General features: G+C 67.0%; 19 protein-coding genes and 1 riboswitch. Of the genes, 8 read left to right on the top strand and 11 right to left on the bottom strand.

The features are described from left to right. Nucleotides 1-10: 10 nt before the first annotated feature. From KBW95_RS06570 to thiC, 4 genes are read right to left on the bottom strand one after another with little or no spacing between them, the layout of a single operon-like run. Nucleotides 11-751 (bottom strand): bifunctional hydroxymethylpyrimidine kinase/phosphomethylpyrimidine kinase, encoded by a 741-nt coding sequence (locus KBW95_RS06570; RefSeq protein WP_211525590.1) that lies wholly within the window; start codon nucleotides 749-751, stop codon nucleotides 11-13. After that, nucleotides 748-1,545 (bottom strand): thiazole synthase, encoded by a 798-nt coding sequence (locus tag KBW95_RS06565; RefSeq protein ID WP_373888764.1) that lies wholly within the window; start codon nucleotides 1,543-1,545, stop codon nucleotides 748-750. Before KBW95_RS06565 ends, KBW95_RS06570 begins: the two co-directional genes overlap by 4 nt. Nucleotides 1,546-1,566: 21 nt before the next feature. Then, nucleotides 1,567-1,770, bottom strand: coding sequence for a sulfur carrier protein ThiS (thiS, locus tag KBW95_RS06560; RefSeq protein ID WP_211525588.1), 204 nt, complete (start codon nucleotides 1,768-1,770; stop codon nucleotides 1,567-1,569). Nucleotides 1,771-1,773: 3 nt separating this feature from the next. After that, nucleotides 1,774-3,654 carry a phosphomethylpyrimidine synthase ThiC gene (gene thiC / locus KBW95_RS06555; protein ID WP_211527765.1) on the bottom strand — a complete coding sequence of 627 codons (1,881 nt, stop codon included), beginning with the start codon at nucleotides 3,652-3,654 and terminating at the stop codon, nucleotides 1,774-1,776. A gap of 83 nt (nucleotides 3,655-3,737) precedes the next feature. Further along, nucleotides 3,738-3,844, bottom strand: a riboswitch (TPP riboswitch). An 80-nt stretch (nucleotides 3,845-3,924) separates the two neighbouring features. Between thiC and KBW95_RS06550 the strand changes: the two genes are divergently transcribed. Continuing rightward, on the top strand, nucleotides 3,925-6,738 hold the full coding sequence (locus KBW95_RS06550) for a valine--tRNA ligase (RefSeq protein ID WP_211527763.1): 2,814 nt from the start codon (nucleotides 3,925-3,927) through the stop codon (nucleotides 6,736-6,738). 64 nt (nucleotides 6,739-6,802) lie between these two features. Here the strand turns inward: KBW95_RS06550 and KBW95_RS06545 are convergent, their stop codons facing one another. Together KBW95_RS06545 and KBW95_RS06540 are read right to left on the bottom strand one after the other, a co-directional pair. Then, a complete protein-coding gene (locus tag KBW95_RS06545) occupies nucleotides 6,803-7,675 on the bottom strand; it encodes a pyridoxamine 5'-phosphate oxidase family protein (protein WP_211527756.1) in 873 nt (290 codons plus the stop codon). A 1-nt stretch (nucleotide 7,676) separates the two neighbouring features. Next, nucleotides 7,677-8,282, bottom strand: coding sequence for a glutathione S-transferase family protein (locus tag KBW95_RS06540; protein ID WP_211525584.1), 606 nt, complete (start codon nucleotides 8,280-8,282; stop codon nucleotides 7,677-7,679). A 103-nt stretch (nucleotides 8,283-8,385) separates the two neighbouring features. Here KBW95_RS06540 and KBW95_RS06535 point away from each other — a divergent pair, with 103 nt between their 5' ends. Then, complete coding sequence (locus tag KBW95_RS06535; RefSeq protein WP_211525583.1) at nucleotides 8,386-9,279, top strand: LysR family transcriptional regulator; 894 nt, start codon at nucleotides 8,386-8,388, stop codon at nucleotides 9,277-9,279. Between the two features lie 42 nt (nucleotides 9,280-9,321). Here the strand turns inward: KBW95_RS06535 and blaOXA are convergent, their stop codons facing one another. Beyond that, nucleotides 9,322-10,149: a class D beta-lactamase gene (gene blaOXA, locus KBW95_RS06530; RefSeq protein ID WP_211527755.1), complete on the bottom strand. Its 828-nt coding sequence runs from the start codon at nucleotides 10,147-10,149 to the stop codon at nucleotides 9,322-9,324. Between the two features lie 12 nt (nucleotides 10,150-10,161). Next, nucleotides 10,162-10,602, bottom strand: a complete 441-nt coding sequence (locus KBW95_RS06525; RefSeq protein ID WP_211525581.1) for a DUF2214 family protein — start codon at nucleotides 10,600-10,602, stop codon at nucleotides 10,162-10,164. A 164-nt stretch (nucleotides 10,603-10,766) separates the two neighbouring features. On the opposite strand from KBW95_RS06525, the gene KBW95_RS06520 reads away from it, so the two are divergent. The 4 genes from KBW95_RS06520 (at nucleotide 10,767) to KBW95_RS06505 (ending at nucleotide 12,668) form a co-directional block, all read left to right on the top strand. Continuing rightward, a complete protein-coding gene (locus KBW95_RS06520; protein WP_211525580.1) occupies nucleotides 10,767-10,964 on the top strand; it encodes a hypothetical protein in 198 nt (65 codons plus the stop codon). A gap of 107 nt (nucleotides 10,965-11,071) precedes the next feature. Beyond that, nucleotides 11,072-11,518: a DUF2147 domain-containing protein gene (locus KBW95_RS06515; protein WP_211525579.1), complete on the top strand. Its 447-nt coding sequence runs from the start codon at nucleotides 11,072-11,074 to the stop codon at nucleotides 11,516-11,518. Nucleotides 11,519-11,739: 221 nt separating this feature from the next. Continuing rightward, nucleotides 11,740-12,081: an SMR family transporter gene (locus tag KBW95_RS06510; protein WP_211527753.1), complete on the top strand. Its 342-nt coding sequence runs from the start codon at nucleotides 11,740-11,742 to the stop codon at nucleotides 12,079-12,081. An 83-nt stretch (nucleotides 12,082-12,164) separates the two neighbouring features. Next, entirely contained in the window at nucleotides 12,165-12,668 is a 504-nt protein-coding gene (locus tag KBW95_RS06505) for a hypothetical protein (RefSeq protein ID WP_211527752.1), read from the top strand. Here KBW95_RS06505 and KBW95_RS06500 read toward each other — a convergent pair. Genes KBW95_RS06500 through KBW95_RS06490 form a run of 3 tightly spaced genes read right to left on the bottom strand, consistent with a single transcriptional unit; the run spans nucleotide 12,635 to nucleotide 16,186 of the window. Beyond that, nucleotides 12,635-13,240: a response regulator transcription factor gene (locus KBW95_RS06500; protein WP_211527750.1), complete on the bottom strand. Its 606-nt coding sequence runs from the start codon at nucleotides 13,238-13,240 to the stop codon at nucleotides 12,635-12,637. The genes KBW95_RS06505 and KBW95_RS06500 overlap by 34 nt on opposite strands. Continuing rightward, nucleotides 13,237-14,343, bottom strand: coding sequence for a sensor histidine kinase (locus KBW95_RS06495; RefSeq protein WP_211525575.1), 1,107 nt, complete (start codon nucleotides 14,341-14,343; stop codon nucleotides 13,237-13,239). Before KBW95_RS06495 ends, KBW95_RS06500 begins: the two co-directional genes overlap by 4 nt. A 22-nt stretch (nucleotides 14,344-14,365) precedes the next feature. Next, the gene (locus tag KBW95_RS06490; protein ID WP_211527749.1) at nucleotides 14,366-16,186 is read right to left on the bottom strand and encodes a CIA30 family protein; all 1,821 of its coding nucleotides are present in this window, start codon (nucleotides 16,184-16,186) and stop codon (nucleotides 14,366-14,368) included. A 306-nt stretch (nucleotides 16,187-16,492) separates the two neighbouring features. Between KBW95_RS06490 and KBW95_RS06485 the strand changes: the two genes are divergently transcribed. Together KBW95_RS06485 and KBW95_RS06480 are read left to right on the top strand one after the other, a co-directional pair. Then, on the top strand, nucleotides 16,493-16,897 hold the full coding sequence (locus KBW95_RS06485; protein ID WP_211525573.1) for a hypothetical protein: 405 nt from the start codon (nucleotides 16,493-16,495) through the stop codon (nucleotides 16,895-16,897). A gap of 282 nt (nucleotides 16,898-17,179) precedes the next feature. Then, entirely contained in the window at nucleotides 17,180-18,139 is a 960-nt protein-coding gene (locus tag KBW95_RS06480; RefSeq protein WP_229429583.1) for a fasciclin domain-containing protein, read from the top strand. Nucleotides 18,140-18,154: the final 15 nt, after the last annotated feature.

Below are 18,154 nucleotides of genomic sequence, written 5' to 3'. Positions count from 1 at the left end.
AAAAATCCTTTCAGGGGGTGAGGATGCGGCGCGGAATGCGCTGCCCCGGTGCGATGGCGAAGGCCTGGTCCAGGGTGCGGTAGGTATAGGCCTGGGCGCGCGACAGCGCGGCTTCCATCTCGTCGCCCAGGGCCAGGCGCGCCGCGATGGCGGCGGCCAGGGTGCAGCCGCTGCCGTGATATTCATGGGGCAGGCGCGGCCAGCCCCAGCTGCGGATGTCGGCGCCGCCGCGCAGCCAGCGGTTGACGACCAGGTTGCCGTCCGTGTGGCCGCCGGTGACCAGCACGTGCTCGCAGGGCAGTTCGCCCAGCGCGGCCGCTTCCGGCAGGTTGGGCACCGCGATCGTGGCCAGGGCCAGCAGTTCGCGTAAAGCAGCGGCCGGATCGCCCCGCCCCAGCGCTTGGCCGTGGCCGCTGGCCAGCACCGGGTCGAGCACCACCGGCAGGCCGGGATTGCGCTCGCGCAGGCGGCGCACCACGACGGCGATCGCCTCGGCATTGGCCGCGCTGCCCGGGATGCCGATCTTGACCGCATCGATCCAGCAGCTCCTGATGAGCGGATCGGCCTGGCGCAGCACCATGCTGCTGGCCACCGGCTCCACCTCGAACACGCGGTTGTTGTCCTGCGCGGTCAAGGTGGTCGCGACCGGCAGCGCATGCGCGCCCTGGGCCGCGATCGCCAGGATGTCCGCGGCCAGGCCGGCCCCGCCGCCGGGATCGAGCCCGGCGAACACGAGCACGTTGGCGCTCATCCGGTGATTTTCCCTTCCACCGGCGAGGACGGCGAGGCGGCGAAGCGCTTCGGCATGCGGCCGGCCAGGAAGGCGTCGCGGCCGGCCTGCACCGCGTGCTTCATGGCGCGCGCCATGCGCACCGGGTCCCGGGCAGCGGCGATGGCGGTGTTCATCAGGACGCCGTCACAGCCCAGCTCCATGGCGATGGCCGCATCCGAGGCCGTGCCCACGCCGGCATCGACCAGCACCGGCACCGTAGCCTGTTCGATCACCAGGCGCAGGTTCCACGGATTCAGGATACCCATGCCCGAGCCGATCAGCGAAGCCAGCGGCATCACCGCCACGCAGCCGATCTCCTGCAGGATGCGCGCCTGGATCGGATCGTCGCTGCAGTAGACCATGACGTCGAAGCCGTCCTTCACCAGGGTCTCGGCCGCCTTGAGGGTCTCCGGCATGTGCGGGAACAGGGTCTTCTCGTCGCCCAGCACTTCCAGCTTGACCAGCTTGTGGCCGTTCAGGAGTTCGCGCGCCATTTGCAGGGTGTAGACCGCGTCCTTGGCGGTGTAGCAGCCCGCCGTATTCGGCAGGATGGTGAATTCGCCCGGGGGCAGCACGTCCAGCAGGCTGGGCGCGTTCGGGTCCTGGCCGATGTTCACGCGGCGGATCGCCACGGTGATGATTTCCGCGCCGGCCGCCAGGGTCGCTTCGCGGGTCTGGTCCAGGTCGCGGTACTTGCCGCTGCCGACCAGCAGGCGCGAGCCGTACTGGCGGCCCGCGATGGTCAAGAGGTCGTCGTTCTTCAGTTCAGTCATTGCATTCATTGCTGTCTCCTTTCAGCCGCCGCCGATGGCGCGCACGATGTCCACCTTGTCCTGTTCCGCCAGGCGGCGCTGTGGCCACTGCGGGCGCGGCACCACTTCGCGGTTGACGGCCAGGGCGATGCCCTGCCCCGCCAGTCCCAGTTCGGCGACCAGTTCCTGGAGCGACTGCTGGTCCGGCGCGCTCCAGGCTTGTCCGTTCACGAGGATCTGCGGCATGGCTCACACCTCGCGGTAGATCTGCGCGCCGTTGCGCACGAACTCGATCGCCTTCTCTTCCATGCCCCTGGCCGCGTATTCGCGCACCTCCTGCGTGATCTTCATCGAGCAGAAGTGCGGGCCGCACATCGAGCAGAAGTGCGCCACCTTGGCCGAATCCTTGGGCAGGGTCTCGTCGTGGAATTCGCGCGCCTTGTCCGGGTCCAGGCCCAGGTTGAACTGGTCTTCCCAGCGGAACTCGAAGCGCGCCTTGGACAGGGCGTTGTCGCGCAGCTGGGCGCCCGGATGGCCCTTGGCCAGGTCGGCGGCGTGGGCGGCGATCTTGTAGGTAATGATGCCATCCTTGACGTCGTTCTTGTCGGGCAGGCCCAGGTGCTCCTTGGGCGTCACGTAGCACAGCATGGCGGTGCCGTACCAGCCGATGTTGGCCGCGCCGATGCCCGAGGTGATGTGGTCGTAGCCGGGCGCGATGTCGGTGGTCAGCGGTCCCAGGGTGTAGAACGGCGCCTCGTGGCACTGCTCCAGCTGCAGGTCCATGTTCTCTTTAATGAGGTGCAGCGGCACGTGGCCCGGGCCTTCGATGATGGTCTGGACGTCGTGCTTCCAGGCGATCTGGGTCAGCTCGCCCAGGGTCTTGAGCTCGGCCAGCTGGGCTTCGTCGTTGGCGTCGTAGATCGAGCCGGGGCGCAGGCCGTCGCCCAGGCTGAAGGACACGTCGTAGGCCTTCATGATCTCGCAGATGTCTTCGAAGTGCGTGTACAGGAAGGATTCCTTGTGGTGGGCCAGGCACCACTTGGCCATGATCGAGCCGCCGCGCGAGACGATGCCGGTCAGGCGGTTTGCCGTCATCGGCACGTAGCGCAGCAGCACGCCGGCGTGGATGGTGAAGTAGTCGACGCCCTGCTCCGCCTGTTCGATCAGGGTGTCGCGGAAAATTTCCCAGGTCAGGTCCTCGGCCTTGCCGTTCACCTTTTCCAGCGCCTGGTAGATCGGCACGGTGCCGATCGGGACCGGGCTGTTACGCACGATCCATTCGCGCGTCTCGTGAATATGCTTGCCGGTGGAGAGGTCCATGACCGTGTCGGCGCCCCAGCGGATGGCCCAGGTCATCTTCTCGACTTCCTCGCCGATCGAGGACGTGACGGCCGAGTTGCCGATGTTGGCGTTGACCTTCACCAGGAAGTTGCGGCCGATGATCATGGGCTCGACTTCCGGGTGGTTGATGTTGGCCGGGATGATGGCGCGGCCGCGCGCCACTTCGCTGCGCACGAATTCCGGGGTGATCTCGGCCGGGATGCTGGCGCCGAAGGACTGGCCCGGGTGCTGGCGGCCGAGCAGGTCGGCCACCCGCTTGCCCATCGGGCCGGAGGCGTGCAGCGACTCGATGTACTCCTTGCGGCGCATGTTCTCGCGCAGGGCCACGAATTCCATCTCGGGCGTGATGATCCCCTGGCGGGCGTAGTGCATCTGGGTGACGTTCTTGCCGGCGCGGGCGCGGCGCGGGGTGCGCTGCAGCGAGAAGCGCAGCGGCTCCAGGGCCGGGTCGGCGAGGCGCGCCTGGCCGTAGGCGGAGGTCGGGCCGCTCAGCTCTTCGGTATCGCCGCGCTCCAGGATCCAGGGCGCGCGCGGCGTGCCCAGGCCGCTGCGGATGTCGATGGCGGCGGCCGGGTCGGTGTAGGCGCCGGATGTGTCGTAGACGTAGAGCGGCGGGTTCGGTTCGCCGCCGAAGCTGGCCGGGGTGGGCGACTGGCTGATTTCGCGCATCGGCACGCGGATGTCGGGCCGGCTGCCTTCGATATAGACCTTGCGGGAATTCGGGAGGGGAGCGATCGCCGCCTGGTCCACCTGGGCGGTGGCGGAATCGAACTTCAACGGTGCATTCATGTGGCTCCTTTGCTGCATTGCTAACAGGAGCCAGCAAAGGAGTGTGCCAGGATGCGTTGGCGCAGCACGGATGTGCGGAGCCACGGCGATGCTGACTGCTTCCCTTCGCTGGCATTATCCAGATCAGGTTCGGAGGGTATTTCTCACCCGCGTGTCGCAGTTGCGACAGGCAGGACCCCTAGCGTGTGCCACCTTGCGGTGGACGGGCCGAATTATAGCCGCTTCTACTCTATAATGGTTCTTTTCGCAAAATCTTTACGCCACCACATCATGGAATTAGCCAAGTCTTTCGAGCCAGCGGACATTGAACAATACTGGCGCGCCGAGTGGGAAAAGCGCGGTTACTTCACCGCGAGCATGGACGAGGGCAAGCCGTCGTTCAGCATCCAGCTGCCGCCGCCGAACGTCACCGGCACGCTGCACATGGGCCACGCGTTCAACCAGACCGTCATGGACGGCCTGACCCGCTACTACCGCATGCGCGGCTATAACACCGCGTGGGTGCCGGGCACCGACCACGCCGGCATCGCCACCCAGATCGTGGTCGAGCGCCAGCTCGACGCCCAGAAGATCTCGCGCCACGACCTCGGCCGCGAAGCCTTCCTCGAGAAGGTCTGGGAGTGGAAGGAAAAGTCGGGCAACACCATCACCGGCCAGATGCGCCGCCTTGGCGCCTCCGCCGACTGGACCCGCGAATACTTCACCATGGACGAAACCCGTTCCAAGACCGTGGTCGAAGTCTTCGTGCGCCTGTTCGAACAAGGCCTGATCTACCGCGGCAAGCGCCTGGTGAACTGGGACCCGGTGCTGGGCACCGCCGTCTCGGACCTGGAAGTCGATTCGCAGGAAGAAGACGGCTCGATGTGGTACATCAACTACCCGCTGGCGGACGGCTCGGGCCACCTGACGGTCGCCACCACCCGTCCTGAAACCATGCTGGGCGACGTCGCCGTCGCGGTCGACCCGACCGACGAGCGCTATACCCACCTGCACGGCAAGATGCTGACCCTGCCGCTGACCGGCCGCCAGATCCCGGTGATCGCCGACAGCTACGTGGACAAGGAATTCGGCACCGGCTGCGTGAAGATCACCCCGGCCCACGACTTCAACGACTACGCCGTCGGCCAGCGCGCCAAGCTCGAGCCGATCAACATCTTCACCCTGGATGCGAAGATCAACGAGAACGGCCCCGCCCAGTACCAGGGCCTGGACCGCTTCGCCGCGCGCAAGCAGATCGTTGCCGACCTGGACGCGCAAGGCCTGCTGGCCGAAGTCAAGCCGCACAAGCTGATGGTGCCGCGCGGCGACCGCACCGGCGTCGTCATCGAGCCGATGCTGACCGACCAGTGGTTCGTCGCCATGAGCAAGCCGGCGCCGGAAGGCACTTTCAATCCGGGCAAGTCGATCACCGACGTGGCCCTGGAAAAGGTCGCCAATGGCGAGATCAAGTTCGTCCCGGAGAACTGGACCACCACCTACAACCAGTGGCTGGGCAACATCCAGGACTGGTGCATCTCGCGCCAGCTGTGGTGGGGCCACCGCATCCCGGCCTGGTACGACGAGCTTGGGAACATCGTGGTCGCACGCGACGAAGAGGAAGCCAAGGCCAAGGCTGCCGCGCAAGGCATCACCGGTGAGCTGCGCCGCGACGACGACGTGCTCGACACCTGGTTCTCGTCGGCGCTGGTGCCCTTCTCCACCATGGGCTGGCCGGAAGAGACCCCGGACATGAAGATGTTCCTGCCCTCGTCGGTGCTGGTGACCGGCTTCGACATCATCTTCTTCTGGGTGGCGCGCATGGTCATGCTGACCACCCACTTCACCGGCAAGGTGCCGTTCGAGACCGTGTACGTGCACGGCCTGGTGCGCGATTCGCAGGGCCAGAAGATGTCCAAGTCGAAGGGCAACACCCTCGACCCGATCGACCTGATCGACGGCATCGACGTCGAGACCCTGGTGGGCAAGCGCACCACCGGCCTGATGGACCCGCGTTCGGCCGAGAAGATCGCCAAGGCCACCCGCAAGGAATTCCCGGAAGGGATCCCGGCCTTCGGCACCGACGCCGTGCGCTTCACCATGGCCAGCTACGCTTCGCTGGGCCGCAACATCAACTTCGACCTCGGCCGCTGCGAGGGCTACCGCAACTTCTGCAACAAGCTGTGGAACGCCACCCGCTTCGTGATGATGAACACGGAAGGCAAGGACTGCGGGGTACGGCCATCCGGGAAGCCGGACGATGCCGACCTGTCGCAGGCCGACCGCTGGATCATCTCCTTGATGAACCGCGTCGAGCTGGACGTGGCCAAGGGCTTCGCCGACTACCGCTTCGATAACATCGCAAGCGCCATCTACAAGTTCGTCTGGGACGAGTACTGCGACTGGTACCTGGAAGTGGCCAAGGTCCAGGTCCAGCAAGGCACGGAAGCCCAGCAGCGCGCCACCCGCCACACCCTGCTGCGCGTGCTGGAAGTGATCCTGCGCCTGGCGCATCCGATCATCCCGTTCGTGACCGAGGCCCTGTGGCAGAGCGTCGCGCCGCTGGCGGGCAAGACCGGCGATTCGATCATGCTGCAGCCTTACCCGCTGGCCGACACCTCCTTCGTGAACGAAGACGCGGAAGCCTGGATGGACCAGCTCAAGGCCCTGACCGACGCCACCCGCAACCTGCGCGGCGAGATGTCGCTGTCGCCGTCGGTGCGCGTGCCGCTGTTCCTGGAGCCGGGCAACGCCGACGACCGCGCGCGCATGGCGGTGTTCGCGCCCTACATCCAGTCGCTGGGCAAGCTGCAGGAAGTGCAGATCGTCGACGCGCTGCCGGATTCGCCGGCGGCCGTGTCGATCGTCGGCACCACCAAGCTGATGCTCAAGGTCGAGATCGACGTCGCCGCCGAGCGCGAGCGCCTGTCCAAGGAGATCGCGCGCGTGCAGGGCGAGATCGCCAAGGCCAACGGCAAGCTGTCGAACGAAAGCTTCGTGGCGCGTGCGCCCGCGGCCGTGGTGGCGCAGGAGAAGGAACGCGTGGCGAACTTCTCGGCGACCCTCGCCAAGATGGAAGAACAGCTGGCGAAGCTGCCGGCAGCTTGATTATTTAGTTTGCTCCAACACGTCGTCCCGGGACTCGGAGTCCCCCTCGGCCGGGACGACGTTTTTACGCTAACTGAACAAGCGGAAGCGCCGCACGCCTCAGCCATCCGCGCACGACACTGAATTCCCACGCCCGCTCCGCACGCGGATCATCCAGCCCGTCCGCCCTCCACAGCACCTCGGCAATACCCTGCAACTGCAGCACATCCCCCGTCCCGAAGTCCGGAATCACCAGCGAAGCACGCGGCTCCAGCAGCAGGTTCCCCAGCGTGTTGAAGTAGCGATTCCCCGGATAATCCGGCACGGTCAGCACATTCCCCTTCAAGCGCAGGAACCCCGCCTCGCCGCCCCGATGCGAGATGTCGAGCCCACCCGCTTCGCCGCCGATAGTGGCAACGAACATCGTCTCGCACCCCGCGATCATGGCCAGCGCATCCTCGGACAGCGCGGCGCCAAGACGCTCGACCTGCCCTCTCTGCCGCTCCACCGGGTCCAGCTGGCGTACGTGGATATACTTCGGACAGTTGCCGAACGATTGCTCCACATCGACCACGAAACCCCCGCCATCCATCTGCGCGACCTTGCCGTTGGCACGATTGCGCCGCCGCGTCCCCAGGTCGATGCCGAGCATGCCGATCCCGCTGCCCTCCCCCAAGTGGGAAAACGCCGGATCGTCCCCATCCGGCACAGCGGCAACCCGCAGCCGTCCCGGATCAGGGGACGCGACGAACCCCGGTTCCCCGTGCAGCAGCGTGGCAATCGGCCATCCGCTGTCGTCCGCCAAGCCGACACACAGGAAGCGCAGCAAGGGAAAGAACTGGCGGTGCTGCTCCGGCATCTGGCTGCGGATCGGCGCGCCTGCCGGTCCGCCGCCCGCGAGCTGCTGGGCGCGCAGTTCGCCGGCATGGAAGGGTTCCGGCAGGCGGTGGTCGTCCATCTCACTTCTCCGGCATCGCGATAAAGCCGGGCAAGGCCTGGACACGCGCGATCCAGGCGCGCACCTGCGGATAGGGATCCAGCGCGATCCCGCCTTCCGGCGCATGAGCGATATAGGCGTAGCACGCCAGGTCCGCCAGGGTCGGCGTCGCGTCGGCAAGGAAGTCCTGCCGGCCGAGCGTGGATTCCATGAAGGCCAGCGCCTGCCCGGCCAGCCGCTGCATGAGCGCCGGCGGCATACCGGTATCGCCGAAGCGCGCTGAAATACGCGCCTTCGCCGGGCCGTAGGCGATCTCGCCGGCCGCCAGCGACAGCCAGCGCTGGACCCGCGCCGCGCCGACCGGATCCTCCGGCAGCCAGGCGCCGCCCGGCGCGTAGCGCTTGGCGAGATACACCAGGATGGCATTGCTGTCCGCCAGCACTACCTCCCCATCCTGCAGGACGGGAATCTGGCCGAGCGGGTTCAGGTCCAGGAATTCGGCGCTCTTGCGGACCGGGGCCGGCGCGTCGATGCGGCGGTAAGCGAGCCCCAGCAGGTTCAGGAACAATTCCACGCGGTGGGTGTGCCCGGAAAGCGCGGTGCCGTACAGGATGATGGAAGTCGTCATGGTGAAGGAAGAAGAGTTGGCGGTACGCCTATCCTAGCCACGACACTCTCTTGCCGGAATAGCACATAATGGCAATTCATTCTTCCGCCACGCGCAACAGTCCATGGACCGCTTAGACGAACTGCAGGTGTTCCTCGCCATCCTCGATACCGGCAGCATGGCCGCCGCGGCCCACAAGCTGCGCCGCTCGCCGTCGGCGGTCACGCGCATGCTTGCCACGCTCGAGCAGCGCATCGGGACTCGGCTGTTCGAAAGGAGCACGCGCAGGCTGTCGGCGACCGGCGAAGGACAGCGGCTCGCCACGCACGCGCGTCGCCTGCTGGCCGAGTACGAATCGGCGATGTGCGAATACCAGGCCGGGCCGCCCCAGGGCCTGCTGCGGATCACGGCGCCCATGGTGTTCGGCCGCCGCTACATGACCTCGCTCGCCACCCGCTTCCTGATGCGCCATCCGGATATCCAGGTCGACCTGGTGCTGGCTGACCGCAACATGCACCTGATCGACAATGGCGTCGACATCGCCTTGCGCATCGGCGCGCTGGAGAACTCCGGCCTGGTCGCCCGCGAGCTGGGCGCGGTGAAGCGGATTACCGTCGCCAGTCCCGACTACCTGGGGCGCCGAGGCGAGCCGGCCACGCCGGAGGAACTGGCGCAGCACGAACTCATCCTGGGCACCGCAGTGCGCGGCCTGCCGGAGTGGCGCTTCGGCGCGGCGGGGAGCGAACAAGTCGTGCGCTTCGCGCCGCGCCTGCAGGTGAACGATGTGGAAGGGGTGCTGAACGCGGCGCGCGAAGGCTTCGGCATCGCACGCGTCCTGTCCTACCAGGCCGTGCCCGACCTGCAGGCCGGCGCCCTCAGCCGCCTGCTGACCGACTACGAACCGGCGCCGCTGCCCGTCCACCTGGTCTTTCCGAGCGCGCGCCACATGGCGCCGCGGGCGCGCGCCTTCGTCGATTTCGCCATCGAAGAGTTCACGCAGCTGCAGGCAATCCACTAGGCCGTCACTTCAGGTTCTGCTGCCCGGAGACAGCAGGCGTGATCAGGGCAGCAAGCGGAAGTCGCGCAGCACCGCCTTGAGGATGTTCATGCGCGCCGCGGTGTCCCCGGGCCGCGCGATATCGAGGTTCATGGCGAAGAAGTGCACCTCGCCTTCGCGTTCCAGGTAGCCCACCAGCCAGCCGAGCTGCGGCTGTTGGGGCGCGCCGAAACCGGCCCAGCCGCTCTTGCCGCTCAGGCGGTAGTCCGGGGTCTCCTCCAGCACCAGCATCTCCTTGGCGAGCCGGGTGGTGCGCGCCGAAACGCCAAGCTGGCCGGCGTAAAAGCGGCGCAGGAAATCGACCTGCTGGTCCGCCGAGATGCGCAGGCCGCCCGTCAGCCAGAACTGGTCGATGCCGCCCGAGATGTCGCGGTTGCCGTAGCCGAAGCGGTCGACCCAGTGCTGCATCCGGGACGGACCGATGCGCCGCGCCATCTCCTGGTAATACCAGACCGCCGAGTTCTTCAGCGCCGACTCCAGGGTGTGGTCCTGCGCCCACGACGCCGGCCACCACGGCTGGCGCGGCGCACGCGCGCTGTCCCAGGCCAGCTTGACATCCTTGTCCCTGGCGGCGCCCTCCTCCAGGGCGATCAGGGTATTCGGGATCTTGTAAGTCGACGCCGGCAGGAAGCCCTGCGCGGCCCGCGCCGGCGCATGGCGCCGGATCTCGCCGCTCCGGCCGTCGAGCAGCACGAAGGTCCCTTCCACGCGCGCTTCGCGAAAGCGGGCGCCGATATCCACGTCCGGCAAGGCCGCGTGGGCGGACTGGGCGGCCAGCAAGGCGGCCAGGGACAATAGCAGGCGCGCGGCCACGCCGGACAACATGTGCATGAGGTTTCCTTGTCAGGTAAAGCTGCCGTAGCCGCGCGCCATGGCGGCCGCGAAGATCGGAATCAGGAAGAATAGCGCGGCCTGGGCATGCAGGAAGCGCCGCACATGTGCGACCTCGCCGTCGTCCGGGCGGTGGCTGGCGCGGCGCCAGCGGATGAAGCGGATGGTGGGGAGCGCCGACAGCGCTCCGACCAGCGCGAAGCTCGCGATCTTGGCCCAGAAGAAGCCGTTGTGGGAATAGTAGTCCCAGCCCTTGGCGGCGAACACGGCGCGCGAGAAGCCGATGACGATCATCAGCATGGCGAACAGTCCGTACAAGCGGTCGACGCGCGCGGCCAGGGCGACCTGGCCGGTCGTCATATTCGGCTTGACGACCGCCAGTTCGACGGCGAGCACGCCGAACAGGGCGAACATGGTCACGTGATGCAGGATGGCGAGCAGCAGGTCGGTCATCGTGGTCTCCGGTGATGGGGTGACGGCAATGATATGCCTGGACTGCGACTGCCTCAACCATGGTGGGACCGAATCCCGTGACGGCGTGACGGCAAGCATCGGGCTTGCATGAAATGCATATCAGCAAGGATCTCGTATTGACGCAGCCATGTTAGGATCGCTGCATGGACCGACGAACCGACTACAAGACCGCCCTGCTCATCGAGAATGTGATTCACGACGCCGCCAGCCAGGGCCGGCCGGGCGTGGCGCGCGAACTGGCCGACATGGGCGTTCCGCTCGAGGTCACGCTGCGCGTGCTGACCCGCCCCACTGAAAGGCGCAACCAGTTGCCGACCCTGGACCTGCCTCCCGCTGCCTGAAGCGCACGCCGGTGCATAAATTGGAGGGTTTCCTCGGTTTCGCGCACCCCCGCTGCGAATCGGGTTTGCTACACTGGGCAGCACCACAACTACACTGGAGACTCAAGATGCGACACCTGATGGGCGTAAGCCTGATTGCCGCCATGTTCGCGATGCCTGCCGCCTGGGCGGACAATTCCTCGCCGGTCGGCACCTGGAAGACGATCGACGACGAAACCGGCAAGCCGAAGGCGCTGGTCCGCATCACCGAGGAACAGGGCGTCCTGACCGGCCGCATCGAAAAACTGTTCCGCGCCCCCACCGAAGACCAGAACCCGAAATGCGTGAAGTGCGACGGCGCGCGCAAGGACCAGCCGATGATCGGCCTGACCATCCTCTCGGGCCTGAAGAAGGAAGGCGACGAGTACACCGGCGGCGAGATCCTCGATCCGAGCAAGGGCAAGACCTACAAGAGCAAGGCGACCCTGAAGGACAACGGCAACAAGCTCGAAGTGCGCGGCTACATCGGCGCGCCGATGTTCGGGCGTTCCCAGACCTGGGTGCGCGAGCAGTAAGCTGTGCGAGCAGTCGCTAACCATGTTCTCCCGGTTAGCGTATAAACGTCGTTCCGGCGAAGGCCGGAACAATGCCACCGGCATTGTTCCGCCTAAGTTTAGCGTCTCGATAGCTTACGCAAACTTGGGCCCCGGCCTTCGCCGGGGGTCGTTACTGCCAGTGGCAGTAACGACGTCTTTCTGCTAACTAAACACCATATCATTCCGACGGGCCGCCTCCCATGACCCCGACCCAGGCCTACGTCTACCTCGGCCTCGCCATCGTTTCCGAAGTCATCGGCACCACCGCCCTGAAAGCCTCGGACAGCTTCACCCGTCCGCTGCCCAGCCTCGTGACGGTGGCCTGCTACGCCCTGTCCTTCTACCTGCTGACCTTCAGCCTTCGCATGCTGCCGACAGGCATCGCCTACGCGATCTGGTCGGGCGTCGGCATCATCCTGATTTCGCTGGTGAGCTGGATCGTCTACCGCCAGAGCCTGGACCTGGCCGCCATCGCCGGCCTGGCGCTCATCATTGCCGGGGTGGCGGTGATCAACCTGTTCTCGAAAAGCGCCGCCCACTGATATGTCGCACACGCAATTCATTCCGCTGTCATGGGATTGCGGCTATGCTAACGTCAAGACGACGTCATCCTGAGCCAGCGCGCATGAACCCGACTCCGATCACGCACACCGCACGCCCCTTCTTCCGGGGCCGGGCCATGCGTGTGCTGCGCCTGCTGAGCCTGGCCGGCGGGGTGTTCGGCATCCTGCTGCCGGCGGCGCTGCTGGCGTCCACCGCGCACGGCATTCCGGACGCCGCCGAACCCTACATCTGCCTGCTGGGACTGGCGCTGGCCTCGACCGGCTTCTTCCTGGTCGCCATGGCCGGCCACCGCATGAGCCGCTCGCCCGGCCTGCGTTCCTTCGCGGCCCTGATGCTGCTGGTGCCCTTCGGCGCCAGCGCGATCGTGATCTGGCATGGCGACAACCTGATGATGGTCTTCATCTGCGCCTACCTGCTGGTGCTGACCATCCTGCTCTACCTGAGCTTCATCCATCCGCTGATGGTCGTCCCCACGCCGCGCAAGACGCCGCGCCGCGCCCATCCGCTCGCCAAACCCTTGCGCAGCCGCCGCTACAGCCAGCCGGCGTCGCGCGCCATCCGATAAGCTTCCACGCGGTTGCCCGCGCCCACCTTGCTGATCGCTTCCGACAGGTAGTTCCTCACCGTGCCCTCCGACAGGTGCACCTGGCGTGCGATGTCGGCGCTGCTGCGCCCTTCTCCGGCCAGGCGCAGCACCTGGCGTTCGCGCTCGGTCAGCGGGTCGCTGCCGCCGCTCCAGCTCTCCAGCGCCAGCTCGGGCGCGATGGCGCGTCCGCCCGCGTGCACGGTGCGGATCGCCTCGGCCAGCGCGTCCACCGGCGCGTCCTTGAGCAGGTAGCCGCGCACGCCGGCTTCCAGCGCGCGCCGCAGGTAGCCGCTGCGCCCGAAGGTGGTCACCACGATCACCTTCGCGGGCGACTTCGCCTCGCGCAGGCGCGCGGCCAGCTCGAGGCCGGTCATGTGCGGCATTTCGATGTCGGTCAGGACGATGTCCGGCGCCTTGTCCAGGCACAGGGCCAGCGCGTCGCGGCCGTTGTCGGCGCTGCCGACCACCTCGACATCGGGTTCCAGGCGCAGCAGCGCGCACAGGGCGCCCAGCACCATCTTCTGGTCTTCGGCAATCAGGATGCGGATCAATTGGTCACCCCATTCGGCAGATGCAGTTCGAGTTCCAGGCCGTCGCGCACATGCAGCGCGAGACGGCCGCCGGCGGCCGAGACGCGCTCGCGCATGCCTTCCAGTCCGTTGCCGTGCTGGAGGCCGTCTTCGCTACGCAGCCTTCCGTCGTCGGCCACGCGCAGCACGGCCTCCCCGCCTTCCTGCGCCAGCGACAGGGTGCAGCTGCGCGCGCCTGCATGGCGGACGATGTTGGTGACGGCTTCGCGCACGGCCAGCGCCACCACGTGCTCGGTGCTGGGGGCCAGCGGGAAGCGTTCGACCCGCTCGGTGAGCGCGACATCGGCCGCGGCCAGGCTGGCGCGGGCGCTGGCCAGCGCTTGCGCCAGACCGCTCTGGCGGAAGCCCGTCACGGCGGCGCGCACTTCGGCCAGGGCCTGGCGCGCGCTGGTTTCGATGTCGGCGATCTCGCGCGCACAGGCGTCGGCGTCGCGGCGCGCCAGCTTGCCCGCCAGTTCGGCCTTCAATGCGATCAGGGACAGCGAATGGCCCAGCAGGTCGTGCAGGTCGCGCGAGATGCGCTCGCGTTCGGCGATGCGGGCGAAGTGCTCGACCTCTTCCTGCTTGCGCAGCAGCTGGGCGCGCGACTTGCGCAGGCTGCGGTCCATGACGGCGGAGATGGCGACCGGCAGGCCGATGGTCAGCACCGGCAGCAGGAAGACCAGGCGCATGTACTCCAGGCGCAGCGAGACCAGCGAGGCGAAGCCAAGGACCGCCAGCGCCGCCGGCACCGCGTGCCGCGCGCTCGGCAGGCCGGCGCACATGGCGCAGGCGAAGATGAAGAAGCTTGCCGCACCCGCGTTGTGCGGCGCCCACAGCGCGCCCAGCAGGCTGGAAGCCGCGATGCACGCAAGCGACTGCCAGCCGCGCGCCCAGAAGCCGAAGCAGTACAGCGGCAGGAAGACGAGGATGGTCAGCACCAGCAGCAGCGTCTCCAGCAGCGAGGGCGTCACGTAGGCGTACTTCCAGCCCAGGTAGCCCAGGCTCAGGATCCACAGGTAGGGCAGCTTGCCCAGTTCCGGCGGGGTCCAGGGCCCCGCCAGCACGCGCCTGATTCTCTCCATGCTCGTCTCTTCCTTGTTCTTGTCAGCGTTCGAGCAGGCGCACATCGGCGATCTCGAAGCGGTAGGGGCCGGCCTTCGGTCCGGCGGCAAATCCTATCATGGTCGCCCTGGCCGGATCGACCCCGCGGAAGGCGCTGAAGGGGATGCTCACCTCGGTCCATTCCGGCCCCGCCGTGAAGAAGGCGTAGCCCGGCATCGGCACGCCCTGCGACATCATCATCGCGCGGTAGCTGCCGCCGTCGCCGCGCACCTTGAAGCGCACCAGCCTGGCGGCGCTCAGGTCGGCCGCCTGCATCGGCCGCTCGCCCGGCATGAAGGCCGCGCCGGCCCAGGCATAGGGCAGGTCGGGAGAGATCGTGCCCGAGATCGCCAGCGGCACCTGGCCATCGCCCAGCGCGGGCTGGGCCGCCAAGGTGGTGGTGGAGCGGCCGCCGGCGATGGCGTCGACGGTCGGCATCCAGCCGGAACCGAAGGGGCTGCCGAGCTTCGCTTCGCTGAACTGGCTGATGCGCCCGTCCGCCGGCAAGGCGAGCGGCTTGCCGCCGGACTTGCCGGCCGCCGCCTGCGCGACCTGCCGGCGCCGGGCCTCGCGCATCGGGTTCACGCTCTCGCCATCCTTCCACACCTCCACAATGCGGCGCGTGGCCATGATGTCCCGGGTCGGATCGCCCTCGACCAGCAGCAGGTCGGCCTTGCAGCCCTTGGCGATGCAGCCGCGCTGGCCCAGTTTGAAAGCCTTGGCAGGCACAGAGGTCGCCGAGGCCAGCGCGTCGAGCGGGCTCAGGCCGGCTTCGACCAGGGCGGCCAGTTCGCGGTGCAGGCTGACGCCGTACTGGGTGCCGGGATTGCCGGCGTCGCTGCCGGCCAGCACCGGTACGCCCGCGCGGCGCAGCGCGGCGGTCACCATGCGCGGCGCCTCGAGCAGCGCCGGCCGGGCCGTGGCGCCGTAGCGCGCCTTCAGCTGGCCCTGGGCTTCGCCGTCCAGCAGGCTCGCCAGCTGGGGGTGGCGCAGCAGGTCGTCCTCATGCGCGCCGGCCACGCTCTCCAGGACGGTGAAGGTCGGGATCACGAAGGCGCCCTTCTCGCGCGCCAGCGCGGCCAGGCTGTCGGCGCGCGCCTGCGGCACGGCCGCGCCGGGGAACAGGTGGACCAGGCCATCGGCGCCGGCTTCCAGGACGGCGCGCGCATCCTGCTCGGTGCTGACGTGCACCACGGCCAGCTTGCCGCGCCGGTGGGCTGCCGCGATCACCGCTTTCACGGTGGGCAGGTCGAGCGTGTCCAGCTTGCGCATGCCGTGCCCGCCCGCTTCCATCACGATCTTGATGAAGTCCGAACCCTCGGCGATGCGGGCGTCGACAAAGGCCTGGGCATCCTCGGCGCGGGTCAGGGTCGGGATCGCCATGCCGAACTGGGTGCCGTGGCCGCCGGGCGCGGTCACCAGGGTGCCGGCCGAGAACATGTCGGCGCGCTGCTTGTTCTTGCCGGCCTTCATGGCGGCCTGCATTTCCTGCATCAGGGGCACGCCGGTGAACATGTCGACCTGGGTCGTAACGCCGAACATCAGCGGCAGCTCCTGGTCGCGGAAGGCGTGGGTATGGGCATCGATCAGGCCGGGCAGCAAGCTGCGCCCTGCCCCGTCGACCATGCGTGCGCCAGCCGGAACCGGTCCACGGAAATCCGCGTCGACGACCACGCCATCCTCGAACAGGACGGAGCGGCGCGCATGCGCGCTCTTGCCGTCGAAGACGCGGACGTCCTGGACCAGGGTGGCGGCGGCCAGTGCGGCGCCGCTCAGGAGGAAGCCGGCGGCGGCCAGCACGGCTTTCAGGGATGTGATGTTCATGGGGTCCTCGCAGGGTGGATAGTGCAGCCAGTATGCGAAGAAAGGAAAGCGCAAAATAGAAGCGGCTGCCATCAAAGCCGGATGACAATTGTCACAATGGCAGCTGCTCAGCCTTACCTATTAATTAATATTTAGTCAATATATTTCAAGCGTACTGTGGCGCACGAACTACAGGCCATGTGAAATCGGATATTGTCTTTATGCTATCTTCCACAGACTTGCCAATCGGGCAGGCCTATCATCTTTCAGCATCATTCCCATGAACGTCATCGAATTTGTTGCTTTAATGCAGGAAAAGGAGCGGCCATGATTTTTGTGCGCCTGCTGTGTTTGCTTGCCGGGATCATGATCCTGGTGGCCCCGCCCGTCATGCTGTACCCGAATGGCAACGTCATGCCGGACGCCTTCAGGGCCGCCGGCGTGCTGGTGGGCCTGACGCTGGCATCCTCGGGTTTCTTCCTGATCGGCATGGCGGGCCACCGCATGCGCCGGTCGCCGCAGCTGCGCTCGCTGGCAGGGCTGCTGCTGGCGGCGCCTTTGCTGGGCAGCCTGGCCATGATGTGGCGCGGCGGTTCGCCATTGATGCTGTGGATGTGCAGCGCGATGCTGAGCCTGACGATCGTGCTCTACATGACCTTCGTCATGCCACTCATGAGCGCGCAGGGCCACCGCCGCATGCGCGAACGCGAAGTCTGCGAGCCGCATTTCTGAACAGGCTTTCCGACAAACGACATCGACGGCGGCGCGGTCACTGATCCGCTGCCGACGATGCGTACCCGCTGCATGGCGGCGCTTCCTCTCCGTTCCCCTGTCCTCCGCACCAGCATCTATCGCAGGATCGAACCGCGTATGACCCGCTTAACCGCCTCCCTCATGTCTTGACCCGATAAAGCACCGCTTTTGTAGCGTGCGCGTTTGAGATCGCGGTTCACTCGAACTATATTCGGCACCAGGCATGCATGAAACCGGACATCTCACACTTCGGAGGTTGACATGAACGTAAGGCATTTTCTGAAACTTGGGCTGGCTGCTCTGGCGCTGGCGACGGGACTGGCCGGGTGCGGCGGCGGCGATGACGACGATCCGCCGGCAGCGAACCAGGGGAATATCGCCGAGGTAGCGAAGGCACAGGGCTTCAACGCCTTGCTGGCAGCGGCCGCCAAGGCCGGCATCGCGAACACGCTGACCGATGCCAATGCCCAGCTGACGGTGTTCGCGCCCACCGACCAGGCCTTTACCGACCTGGCGAAACGGCTCGGCTTTGCCGATGCGACGGCCATGGTCAATGCCTTGCCGCCGGCCGCGCTGCAAAGCATCCTGACTTACCATGTGCTCGGCACGAAGAAGCTGTCCGCCGACCTGGCCGCCGGTGGTGCAACCCAGGCGACAGCCTATTCCTTCGAGAACGCGCCGGCCAGGCTGAACTTCGATTTCACCAGCGGCGTGAAAATCACGGATGCGGCGCTGACGAGCGCAACGGTGGTCACGGCCAATGTCCCGGCCAGCAACGGAGTCATCCATGCGGTCGACAAGGTGCTCATTCCGCCGGGCGTGCTGAACCTCGTCCAGATGGCCCAGGCGAATCCGCTCTTCAGCTCCCTCGTCGCCGCCGTGGTGGCGGCCGATCTCCAGGGAACGCTGAGCGGCAGCGGTCCGTTCACGGTGTTCGCCCCGACCGATGCCGCCTTCGCCGCCGCGCCCTCGAACCTGAGCACGGCGCAACTGCGCACCGTCCTGACCTACCACGTCCTGCCCAGCCAGGTACTGTCGACGCAGATTCCGTTCGGCACGCCGGTCGCGACGGTGTCCGGTCAAAGCCTCGTCTTCACATCGGGAACGCCGCCGACGATTCGCGATACGACGGCTGTCCAGGCCAGGATCAGCGCGGTCGACGTGCGGGCGAGCAATGGCGTCATCCATGTCATCGACAAGGTGCTGATTCCTGCGTTGTAGGGCAGCGCACGGCAC

Source organism: Massilia sp. ZL223 (genome assembly GCF_018119395.1).
Classification (GTDB): domain Bacteria; phylum Pseudomonadota; class Gammaproteobacteria; order Burkholderiales; family Burkholderiaceae_D; genus Telluria.
The sequence above is the reverse complement of the archived record's forward strand: the minus strand, read 5'-3'. Positions and strand labels throughout refer to the sequence as shown.

Bases quoted from the DNA above. Each gene is read 5' to 3' on its own strand.
- KBW95_RS06550 (WP_211527763.1), top strand. From the start codon at position 3,925: ATGGAATTAGCCAAGTCTTTCGAGCCAGCGGACATTGAACAATACTGG.
- KBW95_RS06545 (WP_211527756.1), bottom strand. From the start codon at position 7,675: ATGGACGACCACCGCCTGCCGGAACCCTTCCATGCCGGCGAACTGCGC.
- KBW95_RS06495 (WP_211525575.1), bottom strand. From the start codon at position 14,343: ATGGAGAGAATCAGGCGCGTGCTGGCGGGGCCCTGGACCCCGCCGGAA.
- KBW95_RS06485 (WP_211525573.1), top strand. From the start codon at position 16,493: ATGATTTTTGTGCGCCTGCTGTGTTTGCTTGCCGGGATCATGATCCTG.
- KBW95_RS06490 (WP_211527749.1), bottom strand. From the start codon at position 16,186: ATGAACATCACATCCCTGAAAGCCGTGCTGGCCGCCGCCGGCTTCCTC.
- thiC (WP_211527765.1), bottom strand. From the start codon at position 3,654: ATGAATGCACCGTTGAAGTTCGATTCCGCCACCGCCCAGGTGGACCAG.
- thiS (WP_211525588.1), bottom strand. From the start codon at position 1,770: ATGCCGCAGATCCTCGTGAACGGACAAGCCTGGAGCGCGCCGGACCAG.
- KBW95_RS06565 (WP_373888764.1), bottom strand. From the start codon at position 1,545: ATGACTGAACTGAAGAACGACGACCTCTTGACCATCGCGGGCCGCCAG.
- KBW95_RS06540 (WP_211525584.1), bottom strand. From the start codon at position 8,282: ATGACGACTTCCATCATCCTGTACGGCACCGCGCTTTCCGGGCACACC.
- KBW95_RS06525 (WP_211525581.1), bottom strand. From the start codon at position 10,602: ATGACCGACCTGCTGCTCGCCATCCTGCATCACGTGACCATGTTCGCC.
- KBW95_RS06535 (WP_211525583.1), top strand. From the start codon at position 8,386: ATGGACCGCTTAGACGAACTGCAGGTGTTCCTCGCCATCCTCGATACC.
- blaOXA (WP_211527755.1), bottom strand. From the start codon at position 10,149: ATGCACATGTTGTCCGGCGTGGCCGCGCGCCTGCTATTGTCCCTGGCC.
- KBW95_RS06515 (WP_211525579.1), top strand. From the start codon at position 11,072: ATGCGACACCTGATGGGCGTAAGCCTGATTGCCGCCATGTTCGCGATG.
- KBW95_RS06520 (WP_211525580.1), top strand. From the start codon at position 10,767: ATGGACCGACGAACCGACTACAAGACCGCCCTGCTCATCGAGAATGTG.
- KBW95_RS06480 (WP_229429583.1), top strand. From the start codon at position 17,180: ATGAACGTAAGGCATTTTCTGAAACTTGGGCTGGCTGCTCTGGCGCTG.
- KBW95_RS06505 (WP_211527752.1), top strand. From the start codon at position 12,165: ATGAACCCGACTCCGATCACGCACACCGCACGCCCCTTCTTCCGGGGC.
- KBW95_RS06510 (WP_211527753.1), top strand. From the start codon at position 11,740: ATGACCCCGACCCAGGCCTACGTCTACCTCGGCCTCGCCATCGTTTCC.
- KBW95_RS06570 (WP_211525590.1), bottom strand. From the start codon at position 751: ATGAGCGCCAACGTGCTCGTGTTCGCCGGGCTCGATCCCGGCGGCGGG.